General features: G+C 65.7%; 15 protein-coding genes. 8 read left to right on the top strand and 7 right to left on the bottom strand.

Annotated features, from left to right (window positions below; genetic code table 11):
* Positions 1 to 181 precede the first annotated feature (181 nt).
* Both J2R78_RS40530 and J2R78_RS40525 read right to left on the bottom strand, forming a co-directional pair.
* Positions 182 to 1,738, bottom strand: a complete 1,557-nt coding sequence (locus J2R78_RS40530; protein WP_253609163.1) for a long-chain fatty acid--CoA ligase — start codon at positions 1,736 to 1,738, stop codon at positions 182 to 184.
* Positions 1,668 to 2,462 (bottom strand): TetR/AcrR family transcriptional regulator, encoded by a 795-nt coding sequence (locus J2R78_RS40525; RefSeq protein WP_141340558.1) that lies wholly within the window; start codon positions 2,460 to 2,462, stop codon positions 1,668 to 1,670. The genes J2R78_RS40530 and J2R78_RS40525 overlap by 71 nt, the downstream gene beginning before the upstream one ends.
* A 95-nt stretch (positions 2,463 to 2,557) precedes the next feature.
* Between J2R78_RS40525 and J2R78_RS40520 the strand changes: the two genes are divergently transcribed.
* The 5 genes from J2R78_RS40520 (at position 2,558) to J2R78_RS40500 (ending at position 6,808) form a co-directional block, all read left to right on the top strand.
* A complete protein-coding gene (locus J2R78_RS40520) occupies positions 2,558 to 3,742 on the top strand; it encodes a lipid-transfer protein (protein ID WP_076826483.1) in 1,185 nt (394 codons plus the stop codon).
* A 7-nt stretch (positions 3,743 to 3,749) separates the two neighbouring features.
* Complete coding sequence (locus J2R78_RS40515; RefSeq protein ID WP_253609162.1) at positions 3,750 to 4,205, top strand: MaoC family dehydratase N-terminal domain-containing protein; 456 nt, start codon at positions 3,750 to 3,752, stop codon at positions 4,203 to 4,205.
* Positions 4,202 to 4,606 carry a MaoC family dehydratase gene (locus tag J2R78_RS40510; RefSeq protein WP_225641440.1) on the top strand — a complete coding sequence of 135 codons (405 nt, stop codon included), beginning with the start codon at positions 4,202 to 4,204 and terminating at the stop codon, positions 4,604 to 4,606. Before J2R78_RS40515 ends, J2R78_RS40510 begins: the two co-directional genes overlap by 4 nt.
* 216 nt (positions 4,607 to 4,822) lie before the next feature.
* Positions 4,823 to 5,650 carry an SDR family NAD(P)-dependent oxidoreductase gene (locus J2R78_RS40505; protein WP_253609161.1) on the top strand — a complete coding sequence of 276 codons (828 nt, stop codon included), beginning with the start codon at positions 4,823 to 4,825 and terminating at the stop codon, positions 5,648 to 5,650.
* A 12-nt stretch (positions 5,651 to 5,662) separates the two neighbouring features.
* Positions 5,663 to 6,808: an acyl-CoA dehydrogenase family protein gene (locus tag J2R78_RS40500; RefSeq protein ID WP_057019698.1), complete on the top strand. Its 1,146-nt coding sequence runs from the start codon at positions 5,663 to 5,665 to the stop codon at positions 6,806 to 6,808.
* 150 nt (positions 6,809 to 6,958) lie between these two features.
* Here J2R78_RS40500 and J2R78_RS40495 read toward each other — a convergent pair whose 3' ends face one another.
* Together J2R78_RS40495 and J2R78_RS40490 are read right to left on the bottom strand one after the other, a co-directional pair.
* On the bottom strand, positions 6,959 to 8,449 hold the full coding sequence (locus J2R78_RS40495; RefSeq protein WP_253609160.1) for a methyl-accepting chemotaxis protein: 1,491 nt from the start codon (positions 8,447 to 8,449) through the stop codon (positions 6,959 to 6,961).
* A gap of 595 nt (positions 8,450 to 9,044) precedes the next feature.
* A complete protein-coding gene (locus J2R78_RS40490; RefSeq protein WP_253609159.1) occupies positions 9,045 to 9,200 on the bottom strand; it encodes a hypothetical protein in 156 nt (51 codons plus the stop codon).
* A 137-nt stretch (positions 9,201 to 9,337) separates the two neighbouring features.
* On the opposite strand from J2R78_RS40490, the gene J2R78_RS40485 reads away from it, so the two are divergent.
* Both J2R78_RS40485 and J2R78_RS40480 read left to right on the top strand, forming a co-directional pair.
* Positions 9,338 to 10,999: a thiamine pyrophosphate-binding protein gene (locus tag J2R78_RS40485; protein WP_253587145.1), complete on the top strand. Its 1,662-nt coding sequence runs from the start codon at positions 9,338 to 9,340 to the stop codon at positions 10,997 to 10,999.
* A gap of 42 nt (positions 11,000 to 11,041) precedes the next feature.
* The gene (locus tag J2R78_RS40480; RefSeq protein WP_253609158.1) at positions 11,042 to 12,313 is read left to right on the top strand and encodes an FAD-binding oxidoreductase; all 1,272 of its coding nucleotides are present in this window, start codon (positions 11,042 to 11,044) and stop codon (positions 12,311 to 12,313) included.
* 20 nt (positions 12,314 to 12,333) lie between these two features.
* Here the strand turns inward: J2R78_RS40480 and J2R78_RS40475 are convergent, their stop codons facing one another.
* On the bottom strand, positions 12,334 to 12,567 hold the full coding sequence (locus J2R78_RS40475; RefSeq protein ID WP_057019701.1) for a hypothetical protein: 234 nt from the start codon (positions 12,565 to 12,567) through the stop codon (positions 12,334 to 12,336).
* Between the two features lie 42 nt (positions 12,568 to 12,609).
* Between J2R78_RS40475 and J2R78_RS40470 the strand changes: the two genes are divergently transcribed.
* The gene (locus tag J2R78_RS40470) at positions 12,610 to 12,921 is read left to right on the top strand and encodes a hypothetical protein (protein ID WP_229189756.1); all 312 of its coding nucleotides are present in this window, start codon (positions 12,610 to 12,612) and stop codon (positions 12,919 to 12,921) included.
* A gap of 6 nt (positions 12,922 to 12,927) precedes the next feature.
* Here the strand turns inward: J2R78_RS40470 and J2R78_RS40465 are convergent, their stop codons facing one another.
* Both J2R78_RS40465 and J2R78_RS40460 read right to left on the bottom strand, forming a co-directional pair.
* On the bottom strand, positions 12,928 to 13,116 hold the full coding sequence (locus tag J2R78_RS40465) for a hypothetical protein (protein WP_016848414.1): 189 nt from the start codon (positions 13,114 to 13,116) through the stop codon (positions 12,928 to 12,930).
* A 293-nt stretch (positions 13,117 to 13,409) separates the two neighbouring features.
* Entirely contained in the window at positions 13,410 to 14,390 is a 981-nt protein-coding gene (locus tag J2R78_RS40460) for an NADPH:quinone oxidoreductase family protein (protein ID WP_253609157.1), read from the bottom strand.
* Between the last annotated feature and the right edge of the window lie 97 nt (positions 14,391 to 14,487).

Here is a 14,487-nt window from a genome sequence, read left to right as displayed (position 1 = left end):
ATTGAATCTCGAACCGATCCAATCGGCCGTGCGCTCCGATGTCAACGCTCGCGGTCGAATGGCGTCATGAGACATCGTCATTCCGGGATGGCGCGTTAGCGCCAGACCCGGAATCTCGAGATTCCGGGTTCGATGCTTCGCATCGCCCCGGAATGATGGGGGTGACGTTGAGAGCTGTCCCTCAGCTCACCCGCCGTTCGCGGTTCTCCCAATACGGCTTGCGCAGCTCGCGCTTTAAAATCTTGCCGGCGCCGGAGAGCGGCAGCGGCGTCGCGGTGATGTCGACGCTGCGCGGGCATTTGTAGCCGGCGATCAGCGCCTTGCAGTGCTCCATCAGCTCTTCTGGCGTGGCGCTGGCGCCGCTCTTCATCACCACGACGGCGTGAACCTGCTCGCCCCAGCGTTCGCTCGGGATGCCAATCACGGCGCATTGCGCCACCGCCGCGTGCTGGGCGAGCGCGTTCTCGACCTCGGCCGAATAGACGTTCTCGCCGCCGGAGATGATCATGTCCTTGACGCGGTCGACGACGTAGACAAAGCCGTCCTCGTCCATGTAGCCGCCGTCGCCGGTGTGCATCCAGCCGTCGATCACGGCGCGCGCGGTCTCCTCCGGCCGCTCCCAATAGCCCATCATCACCATGTCGCCGCGCACCGCGATCTCGCCGACGGTACCCGTCGGCACGACCTTGTCCTCCGCATCGACGATCTTGACCTCGGCGCCAAGCGTCGCCCGGCCGGCGCCGCGGTGCCGGCCCTTGGCGCGGCCGTCGCCGATATGCTCCTTCCAGTGCAGCAGGGTCGCGATCGGCGACAGCTCGGTCATGCCGTAGGCTTGCGTGAACTCGACATGCGGCAGCGCCTTCATGGCGCGCATCAGCACGGCGTCGCTGATCACAGAGGCACCGTAGGAGATCCGCTTCAAGGACGACAGGTCGTAATTGCCGAGCGTCGGGTGATCGACGAACATCTGGATCATGGTCGGCACCAGCAGCACGTCGGTGATGCGCTCCTTCTGCACGGCGGCCGCGACGCCGTCAGGCGTAAAGCCCTGGATTACGACGTTGGATCCTCCGGACAGCAGCACCGAATACATCGCCGCGCCATTGGCGAGGTGGAACATCGGCGCCGCATGCAGATAGATCGTGCTGCTCGGCCATAGGCCTTCGCCGAGCGCGTTGAGCGCGTTGGCCATCAGATTGCCGTGGCTCAGCATCACGCCCTTGGAGCGGCCGGTGGTGCCGCCGGTGTAGAAGATGCCGGCAAGGTCGTCGCGGCTGCGCATCGCATCCGGAACAGGCGCGCTGCGCGCGATGAGCGTCTCGTAATTCTCCATGCCGGCAGGCGTGTCGCCCTCGTCGGCATAGACCAGCCGCAGGCCGGGGACGGCGCCTGCCAGCGCCGTGCCGACCGGCGCAAACGCCCTGTCGACGAACAGGATCGTTGCGCGGCAGTCGCGCAGCGCGTCCTCGTTCTCGATCGGAGACCAGCGGATGTTGAGCGGCACGATCACGGCGCCGGCCCAGCCGACGGCGAGGTAGAGCTCGAGATAGCGGTCGGAGTTCAGCGACAGGATCGCGACGCGGTCGCCGTCCTGGGCGCCGAGGCCGCGGATCGCGGCGGCGAGGCGGGCGACGCGTTCGCCGACCTCGCGCCAGTTGCGCCGCCGCTCACCGCAGACGACCGCGAGCCCGTTTGGATTGACCTGCAGCGCGCGCCGCAGTCCGTGCGTGATGTTCACTCGTCTCCTCCCTTGATGCGTTTCCCTTGCGAGGCGGTTTGTCCGCCTTCTCGTGCGCCGTTGTCTTGCGCGTTGATGTCATTTGCGTTGTTGTTTTGGCGATGCCTTCGGTGAGGCGGATCGCGAATTCCTCAGCGACGGCACGTCCGCTCAGCTCGCCGCCCGGCTGGAACCAGTGGCCGATCCAGTTCAGCGAGCCGGCAATGGCGAAAGCCGCGAGCTTCGGGTCGCACGGTTTCACCGAACCGTCTTCGACGCCCTGTGCGATATAGTCGCGGAAGGCGCGGTCGATCCGCCGCTTGGCAGTCTGCACGATCTTGCGGTTGTCCTCGCTGAGATCGCGGATGTCGAAGCGGACCAGGCTCTTGCCGTAGTCCGCGGTCATCAGCTCGGCATAGCGGACGGTGAGCTTGCGCAGCTTGTCGAGCCCCGAGCCGCCGCCCGCCGACGTCTCGGCAATGCATTCGTCGACCAGCTCATTGCCGATCGACCAGCACTCGAACAGGATCTCGTCCTTGCCGCGGAAGTAGTTGTAGAGCGCCGGCTTGGTGATGTTGAGCCGCTTGGCGACGTCGTTCAGCGTGGCACGGTGATAGCCCTGTTCAAGGAACAGGGCTACGGCCGTGCGCAGCACTGCCTCGCGCTTCTCGTCGCGGGCGCGGCGCCGGCTTTCGAATGGCAGCCATGGCGACTCGTTGCTGGAAGAGGGGGAGTGGGCGTCCATCGCGTCGGCTGTTGTCGCATTGACTCCGGAAGATCGCCCGTATATTACCCATGGGTAACAAATAGTCCAGTGGGTAATTTCCGGGAGGACACGCGATGACGTCACGCACCTATATTGCCGGGGTCGGCATGATCCCGTTCGTCAAGCCCGGCGCCAATGCGCCGTATCACGTGATGGGCGCCGAAGCGGCGAAGCTGGCGCTCGCCGACGCCGGGCTCGACTACGGCCGCGTGCAGCAGGCCTATGTCGGCTACGTCTATGGCGACTCCACCTGCGGGCAGCGCGCGCTCTATCCGGTCGGCATGACCGGCATCCCGATCGTCAACGTCAACAACAACTGCTCGACCGGCTCGACCGCGCTGTTCCTGGCGCGGCAGGCGATCGAGTCGGGCGCGGCCGATTGCGTGATGGCGCTCGGCTTCGAGCAGATGAAGCCCGGCGCGCTCGGGGCCGTGTTCACCGACCGTCCCAGTGCGTTCGACGATTTCGACGCCGCGGCCGACAAGCTGGTCGACGCGCCCGGCGTGCCGCTGGCGCTGCGCTATTTCGGCGGCGCCGGCCTCAGCCACATGAAGAAATACGGCACGCCGCTCTCCGCCTTTGCAAAAGTGCGCGCCAAGGCGAGCCGTCATGCCAAGAACAATCCGCTGGCGCTGTTCCGCAAAGAGGTCACCGCCGACGACGTGATGAACGACCAGGTGATCTGGCCCGGCGTGATGACGCGGCTGATGGCGTGCCCGCCGACCTGCGGCGGCGCCGCCGCGATCCTGGTCTCGGAGAAATTCGCCGACCAGCACGGCCTCAACAAGCAGGTCCGCATCGCGGCGCAGGCGATGACGACCGACACGCCCTCGACCTTCGGTGCGTCAGACATGATGCAGGTGGTCGGCTACGACATGGCGCGGGATGCCGCGCGCAAGGTCTATGAGGCCGCCGGCATCGGGCCTGATGATCTCGACGTCGTCGAGCTGCACGACTGCTTCGCGCACAACGAGCTGATCACCTATGAGGGGCTTGGCCTGTGCGGCGAGGGCGAGGCCGCGAAATTCATCGACGACGGCGACAACTCCTATGGCGGCAGGATCGTCACCAACCCGTCCGGCGGGTTGCTGTCGAAGGGCCATCCGCTCGGCGCCACCGGGCTTGCGCAGTGCTATGAGCTGACGCGGCAACTGCGCGGCACCGCTGCGGCGACGCAAGTGGAAGGCGCGCGGATCGGTTTGCAGCACAATCTCGGCCTCGGCGGCGCCTGCGTCGTGACGCTCTACGAACGCGCCTGAGGTCGTCATGGTCGATCAATCCGCTGTCGGGCGTACATTTACGCCTGTGACCGCGCGCGTCGAGCCGGGGCGGCTGCGCTTCTTCCTCGATACGCTCGGCGAGACGAATGCCGTCTATCGCGACGAGGCGGCCGCACAGGCGGCCGGCTTCACGGCAGCGCCAGTGCCGCCGACCTATCTGTTCTGCCTCGAGATGATGGATGCACCTGACCCGTTCGAGTTCCTCACGGCGCTCGACATCGATCTGGCCCGCGTGCTGCACGGCGAGCAGCGCTTCGACTATCACGCTCCCGTGGTCGTCGGCGACACCTTGACCTTCCATCCGCGTGTCACTGGCGTGACCGACAAGAAGGGCGGGGCGATGACGCTGATCGTGGTCGACACCCCGGTCACCAACCAGAACGGTGTCCATGTCGCCGATGTCTCGCGCACCGTCGTGGTACGCAATGCGAGGCCGTCATGAGCAGCTCTCCCTCTGTCGGCGACCGCATCGTCCACAAGGAGTTTCCACCGATCACCCGCCATCGCCTCGCGCTGTATTGCGGTGCCTCCGGCGATCACAATCCGATCCATGTCGACATCGATTTCGCGAAGGCGGCCGGCTTCCCCGACGTGTTCGCGCACGGCATGCTGGTGATGGGCTATCTCGGCCAGGCGCTGACCGACGCGGTGGCGCCGTCGCGCATCCGCTCGTTCTCGACCCGCTTTGCGGCGATCACCCAGCTCGGCGCGAAGCTGACCTGCGAGGGCACGGTGACCGAGCTGGTCGAGCAGGGCGGTGAGAGGCGCGCAAAACTCGCGCTGACCACCAGGGATCAGAACGGCGAGATCAAGCTCGCCGGCGAGGCGGTTATCGCGCTGTAGCGCGAAAGTCTCGCCACGAAGGATTGTGCGCTCCCTCGCCCCGCTCTTGCGGGGAGAGGGTTGGGGTGAGGGGCTGCTTCCGCGCACTCTGGAGGTGGTGAGACCTGTACCCCCTCACCCGGAACGCATCTGACGATGCGTTCCGACCTCTCCCCGCAAGCGGGGCGAGGTGAGGCGGGCATACCGCAGAGATCACGTTGTTTGAGGGAGGTTTGAATGTCAAAGCTGCAAGGCAAAGTCGCGCTCGTCTCAGGCTCCGGCCGCGGCATCGGGCGCGCGATTGCGCTGAAGCTCGCGAACGAGGGCGCGCGCGTCGTGGTCAACGACCTCGATGCCGAGCCGGGCGATGCGGTCGTCGCGGAGATCAAGGCCATGGGCGGCGAGGCGATCGCGGTCAATGGCAGCGTGACCGAAGCCGGCTTTGCCGATCGCTTCGTCGGCGCCGCGATCGAGCAGTTCGGCGGTCTCGACATCATCGTCAACAATGCCGGCTACACCTGGGACTCGACGATCCAGAAGATGACCGACGAGCAGTTCCAGGCGATGCTGGACGTCCATCTGGTCGCCCCGTTCCGCATCATGCGCGCGGCGTCGGAGCCGATCCGAGTGATGGCGAAGAGGGAGGCCGAGGCGGGCCGCGAGGTATTCCGCAAGGTCGTCAACATCTCCTCGATCGCGGGCCTCTACGGCAATGCCGGGCAGGCGAGCTATTCGTCCGCCAAAGCCTCGCTGATCGGGCTAACGCGCACGATGTGCAAGGAGTGGGGCCGCTACAAGGTCAACGTCAATTGCGTGGCGTTCGGCCTGATCAACACCCGCCTGACCCAGCCGATCGAGACCCAGCAGAAAACCATCGACGTCGCCGGCCGCGACATTAAGGTCGGCGTCCAGCCGCAGATGCTGGAGGCGATGGGCCGCATGATCCCCCTCGGCCGCGGCGGCACGCCGGAGGAGGCGGCCGATGCGGTCTATCTGTTCTGCGCTCCGGAATCGAATTACATCAGTGGTCAGGTGATCGTCGCCGGCGGCGGTCTTCTGATTTAACACGAGGGCAGAATGCACTACCGATCGTCCTGGATGACCGAGGAGCTGGACACTTTCCGAGACCAGTTCCGCAAATTCCTCGCCAAGGATCTGGCGCCGCACGCCGAAAAATGGCGCGAGCAGAAGCTGGTCGATCGCTCGGCCTGGCGCGCGCTCGGCGAGATGGGCGCGTTGCTGCCGAGCGTGCCCGAGGCCTATGGCGGCTTAGGGGCCAGCTTCGCCTATGACGCCGCCGTGCTCGATGACCTCGAGAGCACGGTGCCGGAGCTGACCACCGGCGTCTCCGTGCACAGCGCGATCGTCGCGCATTACATCGTCAACTACGGCTCGGAGGAGCAGAAGAAACGCTGGCTGCCGAAGATGGCGTCGGGCGAGATGGTCGGTGCCATCGCGATGACCGAGCCGGGCACCGGCTCCGATCTGCAGGCCGTCAAGACCACGGCGAAGAAGCAGGGCAATTCCTACGTCATCAACGGCCAGAAGACTTTCATCACCAACGGCCAGGCCGCCGATCTCGTCATCGTGGTGGCGCGGACCGGGGCTCCGGGCGCCAAGGGCATCTCGCTGATCGTGGTTGAGACCGCGGGCGCCGAGGGGTACCGGCGCGGGCGCAACCTCGACAAGATCGGGCTGCACGCATCAGACACGTCGGAGCTGTTCTTCGATAACGTCACGGTGCCGCCGGAGAACCTGCTCGGCGCCGAGGAGGGCAACGGCTTCGTACAGCTGATGCAGCAATTGCCGCAGGAGCGGCTGTCGCTCGCGATCGGCGCGGTCGCCTCGATGGAGCGCGCGGTCAGGATCACCGCCGAATACACCAAGGAGCGCACCGCGTTCGGCAAGCCGCTGCTCGAATTCCAGAACACCGCCTTCAAGCTTGCCGAGCGCAAGACCGAGGCGATGATCGCCCGCGTGTTCGTCGACTGGTGCGTCGAGCGCCTGGTCGCCGGCGACCTCGACACCGTGACGGCGTCGATGGCGAAATGGTGGTGCTCGCAGAAGCAGGTCGAGACCGCCGACGAATGCCTGCAGCTGCATGGCGGCTACGGCTACATGCAGGAATATCCGATCTCGCGCATGTTCATCGATTCCCGCATCCAGAAGATCTATGGCGGCACCAACGAAATCATGAAGCTCCTGATCGCGCGTTCGCTGTAGGCGGGCGCGTCTTTGGCCGTCATTCCGGGGCACGCGAAGCGTGAACCCGGAATCTCGAAGTTGCGGCTTGAGATTCCGGTTCGATGCTCGCGCATCGCCCCAATGACGCGGAGGGGTGAGTGCGCGCTCATCTCCTTCGGCCGTGCGCCGCTACATCGCCCGCACGTTCTTGAGGAACTTGTCGACCTGAACTTCCAGCTCTGAGGCGTTGCTGGCGAGCTCTCCGGAGGCCGCCAGCACGTTCTCGGCGGCCTTGCTGGCATCGTCGATCGCCTTGGTCGTGCCGTTGATGTTTGCGGTGACCTCCTTGGTGGCCGCGGCCTGTTCCTCGACCGCGCTGGCGATCACGGTCGAGATCTCGCTGATCTGGACGATGACCTGCGAGATCGCCTTCAGCGCCGTGGCGGTGTTGCCGGTCGCGGCCTGCATCTCGTTGATCTGCGCCGAAATGTCTTCCGTGGCCTTGGCGGTCTGGTTGGCCAGCGCCTTCACCTCGGAGGCGACGACGGCGAAGCCGCGTCCGGCCTCACCGGCCCGCGCGGATTCGATGGTTGCGTTGAGCGCAAGCAGGTTGGTCTGGCCGGCGATCTGGCTGATCAGGGCGACGACGTCGCCGATCTTCTGCGCCATGGTCACGAGACCCGCGACCAGCTTGTCGGACTTCTCGGCTTCGTCGACCGCCATGCGGGCAATGCGGCTCGCCTCGGCCACCTGGCGGCTGATCTCGTTGACCGAGGACGACAGCTCCTCGGACGCGGACGCCGCGCTCGCCGAGCGCTGATTGACGAATTCGGCGGTCGTCGTCAGCGATCGCGCCGTGCCCTGCATTTGCGTCGACGCCGACGCCAGCATCCCGGCAAGGCCCTTCACGTCTTTCTCGAAATCGTCCGCCAGCTTCACATTGCCAGTCACGACCGACCAGCTCAGCATCGCGCCGGTGTAGTTGCCGCGCTTGTCGGTCAGCCCGGAGACCCGCAGGTCGAGCGTTTCCGGACCGAGCTTGATCTTGGCCGCATGCGGCAGGTTCTTGGGATCGCCGACGATGCGGCGCTGGTGCGCCGGGTTCTTGTGGAAGATGTCGAACGAGTTGCCGAGGATCTTGTCCGGCGCCATCGGAAGCAAGTGCTTCACGGTGTCGAGCGTCTTGAGGCTGGTCTGGTTGATGTAGGTGATGTTGAAGTCGGTGTCGCACATCATGATGTTGATCGGCATGTTGTCGAGCATTTGCAACAGCCGTTCGGTCTGCGTTTCAAGCCGCGCCTTCTCGGTCGCTAGCTCCCAGGTCAGCATCGGGCCGGTGTAGCGGCCGCGCGAATTGGTCATGGCTGTCACGGTGAGATCGAGCGTCTCGCCGCCGATGGTGATGCGCGCCTTGTGCGGCAGGTTCTTCGGGTCGGACAGCAGCCGGCGCTGATGCTGCGGGTTCTTGTGAAAGATATCGATCGATTGCCCGATCAGCGCGTCGACCTTCACCGGCAGCACATGCTCGATCTTCTTCAGGTTCTGCCGCGTCGACTCGTTGATGTAGGTGATTTTGAAATTGTCCAGCTCGCAGAGCATGACACTGATCGGCATGTCGTCGAACAGCCGATACGAACTGTCCGAGCCGATCACGCTTGCGACGCTCTTCATCCCCAACATGCATTGCCTCCAGCCTTGATAATGATCTTGGTGAATTGAAACGGTGCACCTGATCGGCGACGGAATGCCTTCCACCGCCGGCCCCACGCAGGTGCGCTACACGATTTACAATTTCTGACTGCGTGGAACGGTAGGCGATTCGAGTTCCACCAAGAAGGGCGCGCAATGCGCCGCGTGCACTCGCGCAGGTCGAACGCGCGATGCTCGCGATGAGCGCAGCCGAAAACGTTGCGCAACACCGCGATTTGCCGTGAAATCCACGCGATCCGGCGACGAAGATGCGAAGCGGCCGATCGCTGCACCGTAATCATACGGAAGCAGAAGCGTGCGCTCCTAATGATTGTTATCGTGCACATAACGCGGTGGCTCATGCAGATTGTGCCACGCCATCGCGCGCAGCGGAGAGTTCTTGACTGCAATCTTCTCGGCGGCCACGCGCTGTCGGTCTTGGCAACGTGGCGTGCGAGCATTCTTTCGCCTGCGCTCTGTTGCGTCGGTCGGCGCCTCCGTGATGACAGGCTGCCGCATCGTCGATGCGGGTGTTCGTGAAAGGAGCCCGCGCAGGTTGATCATGCCGCGCGAGACCCGATCGGGGTCACAGACCGGCGTCGTGACATCGGTCCCGCTTGAGCGCGGTGAGATCGCGCTGGAGCCGGCCGACGGTGACCTGCGCTGCTTGCCGGCCGGCGGCTTCAATCCTGCCGGCGATCGTCCGCTCTGCGGAAATCGATGACGAAACGGCGTTGCCCATTGCCTACCGCATGGCTTGGCGCCGCTGCGCGCGGGAGACGCAGCTTCGGCCTTGCACCCCATTTCCGTCTATCATACCCCGTGGGACCACGATCCGAGCGAAGCCCAAACGCGCGCCAGTACTTGCAGGGAGCCCTCATGACCAAAAGCAATGCCCGCACCGGAGGCCAGATCCTGATCGACCAGCTGGTCGCGCAAGGGGTGGAGCGCGTCACCTGCGTGCCGGGCGAGAGCTATCTGGCGGCGCTCGACGCCTTGCACGACAGCCCGATCGACGTCGTGATCTGCCGCGCCGAGGGCGGGGCCGCGATGATGGCGGAGGCCTATGGCAAGCTGACGGGACGTCCGGGCATCTGCTTTGTCACCCGCGGTCCGGGCTCGACCAATGCCGCCCATGGCGTGCACATCGCGATGCAGGACTCCACCCCGATGATCCTGTTCGTCGGCCAGGTCGACACCGGCATGCGCGAGCGCGAGGCATTCCAGGAACTCGACTACAAGGCGGTGTTCGGCACGATGGCGAAATGGGCGGTCGAGATCGATCGTCCGGATCGCATTCCGGAACTGGTCGCGCGCGCCTTCCGCGTCGCGCTGCAGGGCCGGCCCGGTCCGGTGGTGATCTCGCTGCCGGAGAACATGCTGACTGAAACCGCCGCGGTCGCCGACGCGCCGAAGGTCGAGCCTGCGGCGACCTGGCCTGCGCCGGCCGATCTCGAGCGCCTCGGCAGCATGCTCGCCGGCGCCAAGGCGCCGATCGTGGTGCTCGGTGGCTCGGCCTGGACCGCGGAGGCCGCCAAGGGCATCGCGCGCTTCGCCGAGCGCTTCGACCTGCCGGTTGCCACCTCGTTCCGCCGCGCCTCGCTGTTCGACGCCGACCACTCGCATTATGCCGGCGATCTTGGCATCGGCCCGAGTCCGAAGCTCAGGGATCGCATCACCGGCGCCGACGTCATCCTCCTGATCGGCGGCCGCATGTCGGAAATGCCGTCCTCGTCCTACACGCTGCTCGACATTCCGGTGCCGAGCCAGAAACTGATCCATGTCCATCCCGGCGCCGAGGAGCTCGGCCGTGTCTACCAGCCGGCGCTGGCGATCCAGGCGACGCCTGCGGCCTTTGCCGCCGCGGTCGAGACCATGATGCCGGCGGCAGTGCCGGCCTGGAAGGGCGAGGCGGCCAAGGCGCACGCGGATTACCTCGCCTGGACCGACAAGCCGCGCGAGCTGCCGGGCAGCTTCCAGTATGGCGAGGTCGTGACCTGGCTGCGCGATCGCCTGCCGAAGGATGCCATCGTCTGCAACGGCGCCGGCAATTATGCCGGCTGGATTCACCGCCACCATCGCTTCCACGCTTTCGCCGCGCAGCTCGCGCCGACCTCGGGCTCGATGGGCTACGGCGTGCCGGCGGCTGTGATGGCCAAGCGGCATCATCCGGACCGGGTCGTCGTGGCGTTCGCCGGCGACGGCTGCTTCCTGATGAACGGGCAGGAGTTCGCCACCGCCGTGCAGTATGACGCGCCGCTGATCGTCGTCGTCATCGACAACGCGCAATACGGCACCATCCGCATGCATCAGGAGCGCGACTATCCGGGCCGCGTCGTCGGCACCCAGCTCAAGAACCCGGACTTCGCGCTTTACGCCAAGGCGTTCGGCGGCCATGGCGAGCGGGTCGAGCGCACCGAAGACTTCGCGCCCGCGTTCGAGCGCGCGCTGGCCTCCGGCAAGCCCGCGATCCTGCACTGCCTGGTCGATCAGCGTGCGCTGTCGGTCGGCAAGGATTTTGCGCCGCAGGCCACGCGCTAGGACATGATCCGGAAAAGTGCGAAGCGGTTTTCCGAGGAGATCATGCCCAAACAAAAGTCCCGTCACGTCGCGATCATCGGGGCCGGCGCGGTCGGCGTCATCAGCGCCATCGAGGCGCTGCGTGCGGGCCACAGCGTAACCTTGATCGATCCGGGCGAGCCCGGCGGCACCCAGGCGGCGAGCTACGGCAATGCCGGTTGGCTGTCGTCGCATTCGGTGATCCCGCCGGCCGAGCCGGGCACCTGGAAGAAGGTGCCGGGCTATCTGATGGATCCGCTCGGGCCGCTGGCGATCCGCTGGTCGTATCTGCCGAAGGCCTTGCCGTGGCTGGTCAAGTATCTGCTGTCGAGCCGGACCGAGGCGCAGGTCGAGGCCACCGCGCGGGCGATGCGCGATCTCCTGAAGGATGCACCGCTGCTGCACCGGCAGCTCGCCGAGGAAGCCGGCGTGGGCGAATTGATCGAGCGGCGCGGGGTGATGCACGTGTTTCCCTCACGCGCGCCGTTCGACCGCGATCTCGGCTGGCGCATCCGCAAGCGCGTCGGCATCGAATGGCTGGAGCTCGATGAAGACGAGATGCGCCAGCGCGAGCCCGATCTGCATCCGCGCTACAAATTCGGCGTCGTGGTGGAGGAGGCGGGACGCTGCCGCGATCCCGGCGCCTATATCGCGGCGCTTGCCGCGCACGCCGTCGCGAACGGCGCCGAACGCGTCGCCGCCAAGGCAACGGGCCTCAGGCTTGCCGGTGACAGGCTGGTCGCTGTGATCACCGAGAGCGGCGAGATCGCCTGCGACGCCGCCGTCGTCGCCGCGGGCGCGCGCTCCAGGCAACTGACCGCCTCGATCGGCGATCCGCTGCCGCTGGAGACCGAGCGCGGCTATCACGTCATGATCGAGAATCCGGAATCCGGCCCGCGCAATTCGATGATGGCCTCGGATGCCAAGATGGTTGTCAACTGGACCGACAAGGGCCTGCGCGCCGCCGGCACGGTGGAGATCGCGGGGCTTGACGCAGCACCGAACTGGAAGCGCGCCGAGATCCTGCGCGAGCACCTCTTCAGCATGTTCCCGAAGCTGCCGACGGATATTCCGCCATCGCGGATCAAGACCTGGTTCGGCCATCGGCCGAGCATGCCGGACGGGCGCCCCTGCATCGGTTATGCCCGTGCCACGCGCGATGTGGTCTACGCCTTCGGCCACGGCCATGTCGGCCTGGTCGGATCGGCCCGGACCGGCCGGCTGGTCGCGCAACTCCTGAGCGGCAAGGCGCCGGAGATTCCGCTCGCCCCGTTTGCGCCCTCGCGCTTCCTGTAGGAAGCAACGGCGGCGAAGCCTCAGCTGTCGCCGGCCCAGGCCGTGATCGCGGCCGGTGCGATCACGCGTCGCGGTGCGTGCGGATTGATCGTTCCGGCGCTGACGTCCTGCGTCTGAACGAGCAGCGTGCGCGCAAACGCCTTGGCGTCCTGCTCGGTCGTGAAGGTACGGGTCTGGCGCGCGAAGCGGTGATGTCCGGCGTCAGGATTTCGCATGGCGAACGAGACGTACCAGATGGCCTTGTCGGTCTTCATCGCGCCTCTTTGGTGGTAATCCGCCCGCGCGATCGCGACGTGATGCTCGATGCTCGATGTGCAAAAAGTGCCAAGACAAAGAATCCTGAAATACAACACATTGCGGCGAATAGGCTCCTCGGCGAACCAGCAATGCTACAGCATCGGCACGTCTACCGATACTGGCGGCATATTACCTGTCAACCGATGGGTGAAATGACAATGCGCCGTTGCGACGTTGGTTCCATCCGGCAAATTGCCATGTCGGACGAGGCGCTGGTCGCGGTCCGCGAGGGCGAAGCGGCGGCCCTGAAGCCCGTGAACTGGTGGCGAGCCGTCACGACAAGTGTCGATACTTTCGAACGCTCGACGTAGGCCTCGCTAGATGACTTGGTCCTCCTTGCGGGCTGCGTTGATGGTTTCCTCCACCTCGGCGGCAAGGGCCGTGAGATGTTCGGCGAGCTTGCTGAACAACTCGCGCTTGCGCATGTCAGTCGCCAGGTCTCGGATCAACGCACATTCCGCCGCGTCGCGGCGAAGCTTTTCGAGATGCGTCAGCATGTCCTGCATTTTTCGTCCCCGAATGCCGTACTCCGCAACGCTAAGGCGGCACAGAACCGCGTAACAATAACCTGTGATAATTTTCGCGAACCTTGGCGAGGGTCGCGTATTTTTCTGACCCTCAAGGCAAGCTTGGCTTGCGACATTCAGTGTCGTCCCTGCGAAAGCAGGGACCCATAACCACAAGCGCTGATTGGTGTGCTTCGCTGGAATGACGAGCCCTGTTCACGACGTCCGCCGCGGCGTATGGGTCCCTGCTTTCGCAGGGACGCAGCGAGGATGAGGCGATAGCGCTGCCTCTCTCACGACCCGATCCGCACCACCATCTTGCCGAGCGCCGCGCGGGTCTGCATGGTGGTGAAGGCCGCGCGAAAATCGTCGAATGCGAACACCTTACCGACAACAGGCGTCAGTCGGCCATCGTTCAGCCATGCCGACAATTGCGTCATCACGCGCGCCTGCGCCTCGGGCTCGCGCCGCGCGATCTGGGCGGCATCGACGCCGATCAGGAGGCCTCCTTTCAGGAGCGGCAGATTGAACGGCAATGCGGGAATGCTGCCGGCCGCGAAGCCGACCACGACATGGCGGCCGTTCCAGGCGATCGAGCGGAACGCCTGCAGCGAGACCTCGCCGCCGACCGGATCGAAGATCACGTCGGGGCCATGGCCGCCGGTCGCGTCCTTCAGCGCGTCGCGCCAGTCGGGCTTCGTGTAGTCGACGACCGCGTCGGCACCGAAGCTTGCGGCGAAGTTGCGCTTCTCCTCCGTCGAGGCCGCGGCGACGACGCGCGCGCCGAGCAGCTTGCCGATTTGAATGGCGGCGATGCCGGTGCCGCCGGCGGCGCCGAGCACCAGCAACTGCTCGCCGGCCTTGAGCGAGCCGCGCTCGCCGAGCGCATAGAGCGCGGTGAGGTAATTGGTGCGAAAGGCCGCGGCGGCCTCCATCGACAGTCCGTCGGGCATGATCTCGACGGCGTCGGGCGGCACCACGATGTGCTCGGCCAGCGCGCCCGAGCGCGCCGCGCCCATCACCCGCATGCCCGGCGCGATGCCGGCGACGTCGCCTGCGACCGCATCGACCACGCCGGCGAATTCCGCGCCCGGCGTAAAGGGCAGGGCATCCTTGGTTTGGTAGCGGCCCTCGACCTTCAGCCCATCGACGAAGCCGATGCTCGCGGCGTGGACCCGGACTCGGATCTGTCCGGGGCCGGGTTCGGGGGTGGCGATCTCCCTCAACCCGATCTGATCGATTGGCGCGTATTGCTCGACGACGACGGCCTTCATCCTGTCCTGCTCATTGGTTGGTTTCCTCGAGACCCTTTTCCGCTCCGATTGAATCGGAACGGGGCCCCGGATTCTTGTGTTGACGCGTCTTCTTCAC

Source organism: Bradyrhizobium sp. USDA 4538 (assembly GCF_024171045.1).
Taxonomy (GTDB): Bacteria; Pseudomonadota; Alphaproteobacteria; order Rhizobiales; family Xanthobacteraceae; genus Bradyrhizobium; species Bradyrhizobium australafricanum.
This window is presented reverse-complemented; position numbering and strand designations above follow the sequence as displayed.

Coding starts and splice junctions, on each gene's coding strand:
- J2R78_RS40525 (WP_141340558.1), bottom strand. CDS start 2,462: ATGGACGCCCACTCCCCCTCTTCCAGCAACGAGTCGCCATGGCTGCCA.
- J2R78_RS40520 (WP_076826483.1), top strand. CDS start 2,558: ATGACGTCACGCACCTATATTGCCGGGGTCGGCATGATCCCGTTCGTC.
- J2R78_RS40515 (WP_253609162.1), top strand. CDS start 3,750: ATGGTCGATCAATCCGCTGTCGGGCGTACATTTACGCCTGTGACCGCG.
- J2R78_RS40510 (WP_225641440.1), top strand. CDS start 4,202: ATGAGCAGCTCTCCCTCTGTCGGCGACCGCATCGTCCACAAGGAGTTT.
- J2R78_RS40505 (WP_253609161.1), top strand. CDS start 4,823: ATGTCAAAGCTGCAAGGCAAAGTCGCGCTCGTCTCAGGCTCCGGCCGC.
- J2R78_RS40500 (WP_057019698.1), top strand. CDS start 5,663: ATGCACTACCGATCGTCCTGGATGACCGAGGAGCTGGACACTTTCCGA.
- J2R78_RS40495 (WP_253609160.1), bottom strand. CDS start 8,449: ATGTTGGGGATGAAGAGCGTCGCAAGCGTGATCGGCTCGGACAGTTCG.
- J2R78_RS40490 (WP_253609159.1), bottom strand. CDS start 9,200: ATGGGCAACGCCGTTTCGTCATCGATTTCCGCAGAGCGGACGATCGCC.
- J2R78_RS40485 (WP_253587145.1), top strand. CDS start 9,338: ATGACCAAAAGCAATGCCCGCACCGGAGGCCAGATCCTGATCGACCAG.
- J2R78_RS40480 (WP_253609158.1), top strand. CDS start 11,042: ATGCCCAAACAAAAGTCCCGTCACGTCGCGATCATCGGGGCCGGCGCG.
- J2R78_RS40475 (WP_057019701.1), bottom strand. CDS start 12,567: ATGAAGACCGACAAGGCCATCTGGTACGTCTCGTTCGCCATGCGAAAT.
- J2R78_RS40470 (WP_229189756.1), top strand. CDS start 12,610: ATGCTCGATGCTCGATGTGCAAAAAGTGCCAAGACAAAGAATCCTGAA.
- J2R78_RS40465 (WP_016848414.1), bottom strand. CDS start 13,116: ATGCAGGACATGCTGACGCATCTCGAAAAGCTTCGCCGCGACGCGGCG.
- J2R78_RS40460 (WP_253609157.1), bottom strand. CDS start 14,390: ATGAAGGCCGTCGTCGTCGAGCAATACGCGCCAATCGATCAGATCGGG.